General features: G+C 52.7%; 10 protein-coding genes. 5 read left to right on the forward strand and 5 right to left on the reverse strand.

Annotated features, from left to right (window positions below; all coding sequences use genetic code 11):
• Nucleotides 1-63 precede the first annotated feature (63 nt).
• From IX84_RS15595 to IX84_RS15605, 3 genes are all read right to left on the reverse strand, one after another.
• Nucleotides 64-1,839: a T9SS type A sorting domain-containing protein gene (locus IX84_RS15595; RefSeq protein ID WP_044222728.1), complete on the reverse strand. Its 1,776-nt coding sequence runs from the start codon at nt 1,837-1,839 to the stop codon at nt 64-66.
• A 93-nt stretch (nt 1,840-1,932) separates the two neighbouring features.
• Complete coding sequence (locus IX84_RS15600) at nt 1,933-3,648, reverse strand: sodium:solute symporter (RefSeq protein WP_044222730.1); 1,716 nt, start codon at nt 3,646-3,648, stop codon at nt 1,933-1,935.
• Nucleotides 3,649-3,716: 68 nt separating this feature from the next.
• Entirely contained in the window at nt 3,717-3,986 is a 270-nt protein-coding gene (locus IX84_RS15605; protein ID WP_152605089.1) for a hypothetical protein, read from the reverse strand.
• Between the two features lie 30 nt (nt 3,987-4,016).
• On the opposite strand from IX84_RS15605, the gene IX84_RS15610 reads away from it, so the two are divergent.
• The 4 genes from IX84_RS15610 to IX84_RS15625 all read left to right on the forward strand — a co-directional run bounded on the left by IX84_RS15610 (nt 4,017) and on the right by IX84_RS15625 (nt 7,297).
• Complete coding sequence (locus IX84_RS15610; RefSeq protein ID WP_044222735.1) at nt 4,017-4,301, forward strand: AbrB/MazE/SpoVT family DNA-binding domain-containing protein; 285 nt, start codon at nt 4,017-4,019, stop codon at nt 4,299-4,301.
• Nucleotides 4,298-4,741 (forward strand): type II toxin-antitoxin system VapC family toxin, encoded by a 444-nt coding sequence (locus IX84_RS15615; RefSeq protein ID WP_044222738.1) that lies wholly within the window; start codon nt 4,298-4,300, stop codon nt 4,739-4,741. The genes IX84_RS15610 and IX84_RS15615 overlap by 4 nt, the downstream gene beginning before the upstream one ends.
• 22 nt (nt 4,742-4,763) lie before the next feature.
• The gene (locus IX84_RS31080; protein WP_052516049.1) at nt 4,764-5,978 is read left to right on the forward strand and encodes a TPM domain-containing protein; all 1,215 of its coding nucleotides are present in this window, start codon (nt 4,764-4,766) and stop codon (nt 5,976-5,978) included.
• Between the two features lie 77 nt (nt 5,979-6,055).
• On the forward strand, nt 6,056-7,297 hold the full coding sequence (locus IX84_RS15625) for a hypothetical protein (protein WP_044222741.1): 1,242 nt from the start codon (nt 6,056-6,058) through the stop codon (nt 7,295-7,297).
• A gap of 2 nt (nt 7,298-7,299) precedes the next feature.
• On the opposite strand, the gene IX84_RS15630 is transcribed toward IX84_RS15625, so the two are convergent.
• Nucleotides 7,300-7,935 carry a Uma2 family endonuclease gene (locus IX84_RS15630; RefSeq protein WP_044222745.1) on the reverse strand — a complete coding sequence of 212 codons (636 nt, stop codon included), beginning with the start codon at nt 7,933-7,935 and terminating at the stop codon, nt 7,300-7,302.
• Between the two features lie 162 nt (nt 7,936-8,097).
• Here IX84_RS15630 and IX84_RS15635 point away from each other — a divergent pair, with 162 nt between their 5' ends.
• Nucleotides 8,098-10,953 (forward strand): M16 family metallopeptidase, encoded by a 2,856-nt coding sequence (locus IX84_RS15635; RefSeq protein ID WP_044222748.1) that lies wholly within the window; start codon nt 8,098-8,100, stop codon nt 10,951-10,953.
• 24 nt (nt 10,954-10,977) lie between these two features.
• Here IX84_RS15635 and IX84_RS15640 read toward each other — a convergent pair whose 3' ends face one another.
• Nucleotides 10,978-13,938: a DEAD/DEAH box helicase gene (locus IX84_RS15640; RefSeq protein WP_044222751.1), complete on the reverse strand. Its 2,961-nt coding sequence runs from the start codon at nt 13,936-13,938 to the stop codon at nt 10,978-10,980.
• Nucleotides 13,939-14,094 lie beyond the last annotated feature (156 nt).

The raw sequence follows: 14,094 nt of genomic DNA on the forward strand, positions 1-14,094 counted from the left end.
AATACAAACCGCAGAGCATTGCGTGTACAGCCCTTACCCACTTTAGCCCGCCCTTAACGGTTGTCAGGGGGCTTTTATGAAGCGCTTAACGTTTTGCGTATCCCCATGCAGCCAGACAATAGCGTACAGCCCTGCCGGCAATTGCTCCAGCGCAAACCGGTGCTTTAGCGTACCGGGGCTTAAGGTGCTGCGCCTGAGTATTTGTCCATTGGAATGGTAAAGCAGGAGCTCGCTGCCGGTATCCAGCCCGGAAGGCAGTGTGATGTCCACCCAATGTTCCGCCGGGTTAGGGGAGACTCGCCAGCTGGGTTCGGGCGGCGCTCCCTTGTGGATATCCAGATTGGTGCAGAGCAGATTATCCTGATAAGTATGCTCCGTCGGTGCGCCATGGGCTGTAGCCCAAAAGCAGAGCTCGTAGGGGGGCTCCAGATCCTGTAGTAAGAACTGCATTTCTTCGTCAATGTTAAGTGTAGCACTGCCTCCGGGCGGGATCGTCACTTCTGTGAATGGGAACCAAAAGCCAAATACGGTTCCACACGGGTCTCTGAAATCGCCGCAGGTTCGTCTTCGGGTGCTTACGGATACACCGGAAACAGGAACGCTGCCTTTATTAAGGACTTCAATACTGAAACCGCTGAGCGTCACAATGCCAAAGGAGCCGTCTTCACCATAGCAAATAATAGGAGGTTCCAAAATAGAGTACTCGCCCGACCATGTAATATTATGGATAGCAATATCGGCATCTGTCTCGGCAGTCGCAAAATCCTCTAAAGGTATGGTTCTAAAGGCGATTAGATTGGCCGCGCCTCCATTAGGCATAGAAGTTGGGCGGGATAGTGGAGGAAAGCGCCCGCCATCTGGAATAAGCCGGTCGCCTAATAGTGCAATCGTGCCCTCCTGTATTGCAATATCCCACAAATAAGCATCCCAGGGAAGGAGAAAGTTCTCCCAGGTGTTCAGATCTGCAGAACGCTTTTGCATCCAGGTCCGGTTACTGGCATCCATCCCAAACAGGTAGTAATGCCCTTCATAGTATTGAATGTGCTGGTATTCGACGCCAGACCAGACGATCTCTTTGCTCTGCGATGTGGTAAAGGGATACTCAGAAGTCCAAATCGTACTGTCAATAATTGCGCAAATTTGTGGCCCACTGGCGTGGAAATCGCGAATAGCTACATAGTCCGGTGAAGAGAAACCTTCCAATTCCGAATGAGGGCTGGGAGATAGTAAGTCTCCTCTGTAGATTCTTCTGTGGAGCCTGACTGGGTATGGTGGAATAAAGCTCCTGGTATGAAACCATACTATAGAATCACCGTTGCTTTTGATGTCTCTTGCAAGTGTAGGATAATTGCTGTGCTTGATGTTTAGTGCCGAGTCCAGCAGTATTGTGCCCTGCAAGCCATTTGTGACAAAATGGCCCTCTGGAAGTCCGGCGATGTGGTATACCGAATGGGGGGCTTCTCCGTTTTGCAACAGCTTTATTTGCTCCCCGTTTGAATTGAAAGTAGCTATTGCACTATCGGTATAAAAGTCACATGACCCCTGTGATCCTGACCATGCTAGTTGCCCCTTGCCATTTACAGCGGCATTGTACAAGCCATTAGCGCTCGTCCAGTTTGTGTATTGTTCCCGCTGAATACCAGAATCATTAATCAATGCTGCGTAACCACCAGATTCATACCGTTTGTTATTATAGGTTTTGGCTATAACAAACCATTCCCCACCATAAGGGATAATCTCAGCAGGCTGACAATAAAAAGAAGGCTGCCAGCTCAGGTCCACATACTGAGCGGAAAGTTTGCAGGAAACCAACAGCAGCACAGGTAGAAAATAGCGCATGTTTTTTACCCTGAAAATAGGCAATTCTGTTTAGTATGCCTCTTTGACTTGCTGAGCAAGTCGCCTCAATAGGCAGAAGGGCATTATGAAAGATTAAGCATTCGGTGCGGTTGGTTCCGGCATCGCCTGCTCCAGTATCCATGCAAACCCCATCACCAGCGTGCACCCAATCAGGTTCAGCCACAGATAGGCGATGTTGATGATCTCCATAGAGTTGAGGGTGAAGATAATCAGTACGATGGCTTCTGCGATCAGCGCACCGATGAAGACCGCCCGCCCGCCAACTTTTTTCATGAAGAAGGCCACCACAAAAATACCGAGTATCGCTCCGTAGAAGAGGGAGCCGATGATATTGACCGCCTGAATGAGGTTTTCAAACAGATTGGCAGTAGCCGCAAAAACCAGCGCAATGCCTCCCCAAACTGCCGTAAAGGCTTTGGAAGCATTCAGGTAGTGCCGGTCACTTTTGTCTTTGGCAAAGCTGCGCCGGTAGAGGTCAACCACGGTAGTCGTAGCCAGGGCGTTCAGCTCAGAAGCCGTGGAGGACATGGCCGCTGAGAAGATAACGGCAAGCAGCAGCCCTACCAGCCCCACCGGGAGGTACTCCGTGACGAAAGTGATAAAGACGTAATCGGTGTCCTTGATCTTGGAAGCCGGGTCGGCCTGAAGAATGAGGTCTTTCGTTGCCTTGCGCAATTCGCTGTCGGTTTCCCGCAAAGTGGACAGCCGTTGCTGAATCTCGGAAATGGCGGGCTCGTCGTTTTGGTCAATGGCACCCATAAGTGCCCGCACTTCTTCTTGTTGGGTTAGGAAAAGGGTGTTGTGTTGTGCCTGCAGGCTAGCGAGGTCGTCCGCATATTCTGTATTTTCCAGCTTTTCCAGATTGGCCGAATTGAAGTGGATGGGCGGCTGATTAAACTGGAAGAACACAAACACCAGTATGCCCACAAAAAGCACCAGAAACTGCATGGGCACCTTCAGGATGCCGTTGAACAACAGCCCCAGCCGGCTTTCATTCAGGGATTTGCCGCTGAGGTAGCGCTGTACCTGCGACTGATCCGTACCGAAGTAGGACAGGAACAGGAATACCCCGCCCAGCATGCCCGACCAAAAGTTATACCGGTTGGACAGGTCAAATTCAAAGTCAACAACATTGAGCTTGCCCATTTTGCCAGCTACGCCCACCGCATCGCTAAAACCAACGTCCGGAGGCAACTGGAAAATCAAAATCATTGCCGCGATAAACATGCCCGACAGGATGACGATCATCTGCTGTTTTTGGGTCACGCTCACGGCTTTGGTACCGCCCAGCATGGTGTAAAAAATGACCAGCGCTCCAATAAAAAGGACAGTCCACCGCAGGCTCCAGCCCAAAATGGTAGACAGGATGATGGCCGGCGCGTAGATGGTCAGCCCGGCTGCCAGCCCCCGCTGTATGAGGAAAAGAATGGCCGTAAGCGTACGGGTACGCAGGTCAAAACGCCCTTCCAGGTACTCATAGGCGGTATAGACCTTGAGCCGGTAATAAATCGGCAACACAAAGACACACAAAATCACCATGGCCACCGGCAGCCCGAAGTAGAACTGCGCAAAACGCATCCCGTCCTCATAGGCCTGCCCGGGTGTGGATAAAAAGGTGATTGCGCTGGCCTGAGTAGCCATGACCGAGAGCCCGATCGTCCACCACGGCAGGTCGCGGTCGCCCAACAGATAGCTTTGTACGTTGTCAACCTTTCGGGTGTACCATACCCCGTAAGCCACGATACTCAGCAGCGTGCCCAGCATTATTATCCAGTCCAGTGTTTCCATGTGCGCTTTGGTTAGTCTTTTTTAGTGAGGATGGGCAACAGGTCGTGCCCTGGTGGCAGGCAACTGCCTTAGGAATAAGCTTGTGTAAACCAGTAGAATAAGGTGATAATGATGGCGTGCAGGATGAGCACAAAGAGGTACATCCGGTTCCACGTCTTCAGGATAGGCGGTGGCCCGTCATCGGGCAAAGGTTGTGGATCTTGTTGGTCAGGCATGGCCATACGGTTGATCTTTAGGTTCTGAACGGCTAAAATAGAAGGATATGCCGGAATGGACAATTTTGATTCCGGATTGTTGCGTCGTGGTTTAGCATTCCGGTATTGGAACTGTTTTGCCAATTTTTTAGTTTTATTGGCAAAATAAGGATTATGGAAGTCAAAATAGACAAGTTTGGGCGCATTCTGATCCCTAAAAAAGTCCGGGAGGAACTGGGGTTGAAGGCTGGGCAATATCTGGAAATAGGGCAGGTGAACGAGCAGGAGGGAATTTACCTTAAAAAGCAGCCGGCAGCAGCACCGCAATTAACACATTCTGCTGAAGGCTTCCCGTTTTTTTTATTTGAAGAAAGCCTGGAACAAGAGGACGTCCCTGATGCTGCAAGCCTGATTAAGATCTCACGGGAGGAAAGAGACCAAAAAATAATGGGCTTATGATCAGGCATTATTTTGATACTTCTGTTTTGCTTCCGGCCTTGGTTTCGGCACACCCTCAGCATAAGGCAAGTCTTCAGTTGATGGACAATGCGCTAAGCAGTGGAGTAGGTGTTACCTCAGTTACACATACCTATGCCGAATTGTATTCCAACCTGACAAAGCTGCCCAAAGGCTTGGCGATTCCACCGGATTTGGCCTTCCAGTTGATCACAAAAGAGATCGGGGCTATTTTTGAAATTGTTGAATTGGCCAGGTCTGATTACGAAGCCGCCCTTCACCGCTGCGCCCGGAAGGGACTGGTCAGCGGAGTGATTTACGATGCGCTGCACCTACAGGCGGCTTTGAAGGCAGAAGTGTCCGTGCTGTACACTAATAATTTTTCCGATTTCGAACGCCTGCTCAATCCTGCCGATAAAATTGAACTGAAAGCTGTACCTTAGGAGTCGGCTAATTCCTATTCTTATGCAAATCCGATGGCTCCTCCTGGCCGTAATGTTGATGCTGGCTGTTGCCGCGATGGCGCAGACCGCCTATACGATTGAGAACCTTCCCAATCCCAAGGACAACGGTAGCGGCTATGTCAGTGACCCCGATGGCATCCTCAACGCACAAGACCGAAGTACACTCAATGCCCTTTGCAGTCAGCTGGAACAGAACAGCACCGCTCAGGTGGCTATCGTTATTGTCAATTCCATCGGGCAGGAAAATCCAAAGGACTTTGCCACCCGCTTGTTCAACCACTGGGGCATCGGGCAGGCAGATGTAGACAACGGGCTTCTCGTCTTTTCGGTTATGGACCAGCGGCGTACAGAGTTTGAGACGGGCTACGGGCTTGAAGGCGTGCTGCCGGATGTGATCTGTTACCGGATTGGTATGCAGGAATTGGTGCCTTATTTCCGGGAGGGGAATTATGGCGCAGGGCTCATTGCCGCCACGCAGCGCATCAAAGAAACACTGGAAAACCCCGAGACGATTGAGGAAATCCGCTCCAGCGGGCAGCCCCGGCAAATGATTGACGGAGTACCGGATGGTCTGGTATGGTATGCTGTAATTGACACCCTGTTTGTCCTTTTCCTGATCATCTGGCTTATCTATACCAACTATTCCAAGCAGGAACTGTACGACCGCTACATGATGGTGCGCAAAGTACACAGCTGGATTTTTATACTCTTGTTCCCACTTCCCTATGCCTTGTTCTACCCCCTCCTCAGCCGGCATCTGAAGAAGCTCCGGAACCAGCCCCGGTACGGGCGCAAAACCGGCGCCATTATGCACAAGCTGCACGAAGTTGAAGATGACCGCTATTTGGAATTGGGACAGGTGGTAGAGGAGCATCTGGGCTCGGTCGACTACGATGTCTGGATTACCGAGGACGAGGAGGATATACTTATTTTGCCCTACAAAAAACGGTGGAGTAAATACAAAGCCTGCCCGAAGTGCCAGTTCAGGACCTATGCGCTTTCCGATACCAATGTACTGCGCAATGCGACCTACAGCCACTCTGGCAAGAAGGAAGTCATCCACACCTGCAAGAACTGCAACTACCGAAACCGGCGCATCGTGGTCATTCCTAAGAAAACCCGTTCTTCCGGTGGCGGGGGCTCCTTTGGCGGTGGTGGCGGCAGCTCCTTCGGTGGCGGCAGTTCCGGTGGCGGAGGGGCAGGCGTGAGTTGGTAATGCACACTTAACAATTCCACAACATCTTTTTACCGAAAGGCGTATTATATTAGTCCGAGAACTCAAAACCAAAATGCATGACCCGGGCTAAATACCTTACCTGCTTTATTCTGCTGCTGTTGGCAGTACCCTTATTTTCTCAAACCCTTACGCTGTCCGTCTCCAAAGACCGCCTGCAGTCTGAGGACCTCAAAGCCATCATGGTGAGCAATCAGTACGGGGTGCTCCGCTACTTTACTTTCGCCGGGCAATTGCCTAAAGATTCAGCCCACACTTTTCAGGTCCGGCAGCGGATAGGGGAGGCCCTGGCGCTTACCCTGGTGGAGGAAGTGGAAGACCAGGGGTACTACAGTTTTGAGAATACCACTTATATCGGGCTCAGCGATGGCGCCGTGATTGGAAGGGCAATGGCACCGAAGAAAGCCCCGAATTACCGCAATTTCAACGTGCGTGTAGCTGATGTGGAAGGAGTGGAAGAATTTCAGTTGTTTGGCCCGCTGTCCCGCCGGCCGGAGTACCGAGTAAGCCGTGGCGTGCTCAATATTAGTGCCAAACTCGAAGACAATGCCGGTATTTTTGCCGTGATGCGCCTGCCGGGCGAAAACTTCCTGCGCCACTTTACCAGCCCTATGACGGCTGACAATAACTTCGAGCTGTCCCGGGAGGGCCTGGGCAAAACCGTCTACATGGGTAAAATTGCCATGCCCTATAAAACCGAATGGCAGGGCACGGTCAAAGGGATGCTGGACGGGTATGAGTTCCACTTGTTCAACAGTGGTCAAAAGCAAATTGGAGCAACGGATACCATTCCCTTTTTTACCCCCGGTGGCGTGCAGTTTGATTCGCTGACCGTATTCCTTTCGGACATCAACAACAAAGGCATTGCCATCTACGGTACCTACAAGGAGGCACTGCCGGCCAAAATTGATACGTTCAGCTTCGAGCCTTCCTTCCTCCGTTCGGAAAGCAAAAGCTTTACCTTTACAGCGGGCAGCGACGAGGGGCAGCACTATGCTATTTCCTATTACTACAGCCTGGGGCAGGGGCGTCCTCTTGCAAGCTGGCACCTCTGGGGTGAAATGGAAGGCATGGACCAGGTAGACTTTATCCTGCCTGATATCCCGGAGGAGCTTTACGAGATCATCCCCGAACTGGCGGAGATCGCCTCGCCGATTGCCATTGATAAGAATAGCTTTTACTGTACGCAGTACTGTGATGATTATGACTTCAGTGCCCGTCCGGCTCTGCTGGAAAACCCTAAGTGGCGCATGCGGCATGGTATGGTGGCTCGCCGCAAATTGAAGGAGTTGGAGGAGTAAGGTTAAAATTTCACCCCTTGGTAAAGGGTTTGAAAGTCCAGATGTCCCTTATCTAATACAGGAATTTGATCGTCGCCCTTGGCAAATTCGCTAATCACCCATTGGTTGTTGTCTGTTGTACGGGCATAACTCAGGACTTGTGGTTTCATGCTGTTAACATACAGTACTTGCTGTAGGGCAGGGATGTGTTTGTAGCGCATGAATTTCTGTCCCACGTCAAAGTTTAAGGTACTGGCAGACAGGATTTCTACCAGCAAAACCGGATTGGTAATAGCCGACATGTTTCCATTTAGAAATCTGCGTTCAGCTTCTCCCCGCACCACGGTGACGACTGCATTAAAATATCGTTTCGCCTCATCCGGCGTAGATATGGCAAGGTTGCTACCAAAGATGTCGTATTCAGCCAGACCCAGCAGTTGGGTTAGCAAATGCCCGATACGGATGACTAATTTCTCGTGGGCCTCGGTTCCGTATCCCATAAATGAAATGATTTGCCCATCGTCGTACTGCATTGGATACTCGCTCTCCGCTACAGCATCGAGAAAGGCGTCCCAGCTTGCCTCTACACGCAACTCTTGTCCGTATTGGGCGCGTTCTTCCAGCGTAGTGGGGATTGGAGTAGACAGTAACGTAGACATGATAATAGTTGAAAATTAGATACCAATATAGACAAAAAAACAGTGCCTTGCCACCCTTTGATTTGAAGAATGGGCAAATATCGACGGGGAAGTTCCTATCTGTAAAACTTAATACAGCGCCACTGTGTTGTTGCAAAAGTCCATTAGAATAAGCTTTAGACTATGGCAATAACCACTTCTCTTACGCCCAAAACCATTGCCGGCGATCCGCTTCAGGTGCAGATTTATACCCTGCGCAATGGCATGACTCTATTCCTTTCCGTCAATCCGGAGGAGCCGCGTATTCACACCAATATCGTTGTACGTGCGGGCTCCAAGCAGGACCCGGCTGATGCCACAGGCCTGGCCCACTACATGGAGCACATGCTCTTCAAGGGAACAAGCCGCATCGGTGCCCTGGACTGGGCACAGGAGTCGAAGTTTCTGGAGCAGATTTCAGACCTGTACGAACAGCACCGTGTTACCCGCGATCCGGAGGCACGCCGTGCGATCTATCAGGAAATCGACCGCTTGTCTAACGAAGCGGCAAAGCTTGTTGCCCCCAATGAATACGACCTGCTATCAGGCGCCATCGGTGCCAAGGATACCAATGCTTACACCTCCGTAGACCAAACGGTTTACATCAACAACATACCGTCCAATGAACTGCAGCGTTGGATGCGCCTGGAATCTGAGCGTTTCCGTATGATGGCGCTGCGCCTCTTCCATACCGAACTGGAAACAGTGTATGAGGAGTTCAATATCGGGCAGGATCAGGATAACCGAAAGGTGAACAAGATGATCCGGGAGGCCTTGTTTCCCAACCACCCCTACGGTACGCAGACAACGATCGGTTCTGCCGAGCATCTGCGCAGCCCTTCCCAAAAGAAAATACAGGAATTTTTCCGCACCTACTATGTGCCGAATAACATGGCGCTCATCCTGTCCGGTGACTTTGAGCCGGAGGAGGCCGTAGCGCTTGCGGAAGCCCACTTCGGAGGATTTGAGCCCGGTGCCGTTCCTCCGTTCAGCTACGAGCCTGCCCCACCGATTAAGGAGCCGGTAAGGCTGGAAGCCTGGGGGCAGGAAGCGCCCTTTGTGGATATCGCCTGGCGCTTTCAGGGCGCTGCTTCAGATGACCCCATGATGCTGTCGCTCATTCAGAACTTGCTGCACAACTATCAGGCAGGGCTGCTCGACCTCAACCTCAATCAGCAGCAGCGCGTCCTCGATGCAAGTGCCTGGTCCTGGCAGTTTCAAGACTACACTGCACTCGGACTGGTGGCCCGTCCCCGGGAAGGGCAAACTATGGAAGATGTGGAAGCCTTGCTCATGGGCGAAGTACAACGCCTCCGGGAGGGCGACTTTGCGGATTGGATGCTGGAAGCGGCCATTAAAGATATTCGCCTGCGGGAGGTCAAGCTTACTGAGAGCAACCGCGGCCGCGTAGACCTCATCACGCAAGCCTTTGTCTTGGGCGTCGAATGGGGACGGATGGTCAGCCGGTTCGAATGGTGGGAGAAGGTGACCAAAGCGGATGTGATGGAATTTGCGCAAACTAATCTGGGCGACAACCGGGTAGTAATATACAAGCAGCAGGGCGATGACCCCGACGTCATCAAGGTGGAAAAACCGCCTATCAATGCCGTGCAGCTGGAACGCAACCGCCTGTCGGAATATGCACAGGACTTCCTTTCGGTAGAAACGCCGCCAATGCCACCGGTATTTGCGGATTTTGAAGCGGGCATTCAGCAAGTCGAGCTGCAGCCGGGGCTTCGCCTGGAATATGTCCACAATTACCGAAACGAGCTGTTCCGTCTCGACTACGTCTTTGAGCTTAACAAGCTTTCTGACCGCACCCTGTCAATGGCGATCGCCTACCTGCCGTACCTTGGCACTTCCCGATACAGTGCAGCCGAGTTGCAGCGGCAGTTCTTCCGCCTGGGCTTATCCTTCGATGTGCACGTCAATAACGACTACACCTATCTGACGATCAGCGGGCTGAGCGCGTCAATGTCTGAGGGCATCCGTCTCATGGAGCATGTGATGGCCAACCTACAGCCCGATGAGCAGGCCCTGGCAAACATGAAAGCTGATGTACTCAAGCGGCGCGGGCATGCCAAGCAAAACCGCAATTTTGTCCTGCGCCGGGCGCTGGGCAGCTATGCCCGTTATGGTGCCGACTCGCCCTTCCGCTACCGTCTCGAGGAGGCGGAGGTGCGTGCGCTAACTTCGGAGGAACTGATTCAGCGGCTCAAAAGCCTAAGCAATTACGAGCATACCGTGCATTATTATGGACCCAACCCGGTGAAGGAAGTTGCTGCCGCCATTCAGCAGTACCACAAGCGGGCGGAGCAGTTGAAGCCGGTACCGGAGAGCAGGTCCTTTGAACAGCCCCATACGTCAGAAAACGAAGTGCTTTTCCTCGATTTCCCAATTGTACAGGCCGATGTGATGCTGATTTCCCGAGGCACGCCTCACTTTAGCCTCCATGAATTTCAGCTCAGCGAGTGGTACAATGAGTACTTTGGCTACGGCTTGTCGAGTATTGTCTTTCAGGAAATCCGGGAGTCGCGTGCACTGGCCTACTCCTCTTTCGCCTACTACAGTTCGCCCGACCGCCTGGATCAGCCGCACTATTTACAAGCCTATCTGGGCACGCAGCCCGACAAGCTACAGGAAGGCATTCCCGCCCTGACCGGCATCTTACAGGATATGCCCGTGCTGGAAGGGCAGGCGATGCAGGCCCGGCATTCCATCCTGCGCCGCATTGAAAGCGAGCGTATTGTGCCCGGGCGCTACTTCTGGGAGTCACTGACCGCCCGCCGGCTGGGCTTCGAAAAGGACATGCGGGAAGATTTGTATCAACGGCTACAACGCAGTGAACTGCCTGACCTGCTCCGTTTCCATCAGGAGTACGTCCGTGACCGGTACTACAAGCACGTGGTTCTGGGCAGCGCAGACCGCATGGATTGGGCGGCACTGGAACAGGTAGGGCCCGTTCGTAAGTTGAGCATGGAGGAGGTATTTGGGTATTGATCTTTAAGTTTTTCCTGTTTGGGCCTACCCAAACAAATACTCAATATCTCCTTTCGAGAACTTCGCCTTCTCCACATCCCCGATGATGTCTTCCGCGAGTTTGGACTTTTTCTCCTGAAGGCGGAGGATTTTCTCCTCAATGGTGTCTTTGGTGATGAATTTGATGGCAATCACGTGCTTGTCTTGCCCGATCCGGTGCGCACGGGCGATGGCCTGTTGCTCCGTCGTTGGGTTCCACCAGGGGTCAAGGATGAAGACATAGTCTGCGGCAGTGAGGTTAAGCCCGGTACCCCCGCTCTTGATGGAAATGAGGAACGGCTGCACCTCGGGTTTTTCCATGAAGGACTGAATGGCCCGCTCCCGCTCTTTGCTGCTTTGACTGCCGGTAAGCCAGGCGTAAGGCTGTTGGTGCCCTTCGAATTCCTGCCGGTAAAGTTCCAGGTGTTGCACGAAGGAGCTGAAGATGAGTACTTTGTGCCCGCCCTTTTGAATGGTCTCCCAATGCTCCAGCACGTCCTCGAACTTCCCGCTGCCTTTGGCGTAAGCCTCCACCGCCATTTTGGGATGGTTGGCAATTTGCCGCATCTTGGTCAGCGATTGCAGTACCTTAAAGCGGAACCGCGGATTGTCGGCATCGTAGTTTTCCAGCAAGTAGTTGCGGGCCGCTGATTTTTCGCGTTCGTACAGGCGCTTTTGTTCGGCCGTCATCTCGCAGTAGAATACCTGTGTGCTCAGCGGTGGAAGATCTTTGGCGACTTCCTCCTTGGTCCGCCGCAGCAGGTAAGGCTGCACCAGTCGCCGGAGCTGATTTTTCTTATCCTCATCATGCATACGCTCAATCGGGCGGATGAACTCCTTTTTGAAAAAGTTGAAACTGCCCAGCAGGTTGGGATTGATGAACTGCATCTGCGCCCAGAGGTCTGACAGCGAATTCTCAATCGGTGTGCCGCTGAGCGAGAGCTTGTGCAGGCCTTCCAGCTGATTGATGGCTTTGAAGACCTTGCTGTCCTTGTTTTTGATGTACTGGCTTTCGTCCAGCACGATGTACTCAAATTCCATCTGCTTCAGCACCTCCACATCGCGCAGGGCGGTTTGATAGGTGGTGAGGATGACATCGAAGCGCGACAGCAGCCGGATGTCCTTGTAGCGCTTTTGCCCGGTATGCCGGTACACCTGCAGGGTAGGGGCGAACTTCTTAATCTCGGCCTCCCAGTTGAACACCAGCGATGCCGGCAAGATGACCAGAGACTGCAATGGCTTAAGCGTATCGTGGTCGTCGGGGGCTGCGAAAAGGCCAAGCTGAGCGCCGGTATCCGTGTTGCCTTGTGTTTTGGCTTCCTGTTGGCGCTGTGCCCGCTGCGACTTGGCATGGAGGAGCACCGTGATGGTCTGCAGGGTTTTGCCCAGCCCCATGTCGTCGGCCAGGCAGCCACCGAGCTGACTTTCGTAAAGACCTACCAGCCATCTTGCCCCTTCCAGCTGATAAGGGCGGAGTGATGCTTTAAGCTGATTGCTGGGTATGAAATCCACGGCCAGTTGGCGTTCTTCGGCTACCTCATCGCCAGCGCTGATGCCAATTTCCTGCAAGAGGGTGAAGTGGCTTTTGGCCAGCCGCATCTGGTCTTTGTCCTTTTTCCCAAATTGGAACAGCCCCTTGTAGCGGGCCATCCACTCCTGCGGGATGAGAAAGAACTGCCCATCGGGCAAAGGGAAAAGCCGTATCCCGTCGCGTATGTACTTGGCCAGCTTCATAAAGGGGAAGGTATGCGCCCCAACCGTTACCTGACCTTTGAGGTCGAACCAGTCATTATCCTGATCGGCTATCAGCTCCACCTTGGGTGGGTGCAGGTAAAGTGCCTTGCCCTCCGCTGATGGTAGTTTTAGCGTAAAGCCTTCAGCCTCCAGTGTAGCACGGTTCGCGCTGATCCATTCCAAGAGGGCGTAGCGGTCTTCATGGGCTTCTGTAAGTACAAAATGCTGATGCGCGTTGACCTCCAGCCCCTGTTTTTTTAGCTTCTCCACAAAAACAGCCTCTGCTTCCCGTTGACGGAGCGCCTGCAGGATGCGCACCTCGTCCCCCTCATCGAATTCAAGGCTTGTACGTTTGTCCTTCGGGTCGCTCCAGGTGAACGTGCTGCCGGGATAAGCCATTTGTACCGAAAGCACCCATTGTCCGGAGAAGAGGTCCTGTACAGGCTCAAGGATGCAGGCTTGCAGCTCCTCGTGCTGCTGTACCTCGAAGCCTTCTGCCTCGATTTCCGATTTAGCGGCTACTTTCAGGATGAACTTCTGGAAATAGGTCTTGACTGCTTTGCGGGGGATATGCACCTCTTCCTTTTTTTGAAAAGGCAGCACCATATTGCCGTTGATAGCGGGGGCACGGTACAGTTTGTAGTCCACAAAGAGCCAGGCCGGGTGGTTGGTAATCGGCACCACATCGCGGGAGCCAATCGCCCAGGCCCCGTCACGGTCAGCCAGTTGCAGGCGGTAGTGGACACCCGCTTCTTCCCGTTTGAAAAACAGCTGAGGCTCCAGGGGCTCCAGCCCGGTTTCAATGACAAAATCTTTGGCCAGCACGGTGCGCTCTACCTGCCAGGTCACAGGGAGCCCTTCAGCATTGGCACGCTCCAGGAGTTCCGCCAGGCGGGTATGCACGTATTTGTAAATGGGCCCCGCCAGGTCGCGGTCCGCCAGGAGTGTTTCCAGCGTCGGTTTGCTCCGTTTGTTGGGCCGGAATTTTTCCGCCAACAGTTTGGGCTGCAGTTGCTCGATGAGGTCAAAGAGGCGGTCCCGGGTAGGCGTCAGCTCCAGCTCAAAGCTCCCGATGGTCTCTTTGAGGGCCTTCTGTTTGATGTGCGCCAGGTAGCCTTCCTGGTCTTCACTAACGATGTAGGCGGTGGGGAGGTAGAGCTTCTCCGCAAAATGGTAAATATCGTACACCACATGGTGCGTGGCGCGTTGTGTATCGGTTTTGAATAACTGCATGTTTGCGATTCCTGTACAGAAGGCGGGTACTTGTCAACGCTGCGCCTTCCCTTTACTTTGATTTTATCTGAACTGACAAATGTAGGGAAAAAAATGCGGGTATTGGGCAAGGAGCTGCCGTTTGGGGGACCAAACTTAACATTCATTTAATCCGCC

It is taken from the genome of Phaeodactylibacter xiamenensis, assembly GCF_000759025.1.
In the GTDB taxonomy this organism is placed as follows: domain Bacteria; phylum Bacteroidota; class Bacteroidia; order Chitinophagales; family Saprospiraceae; genus Phaeodactylibacter; species Phaeodactylibacter xiamenensis.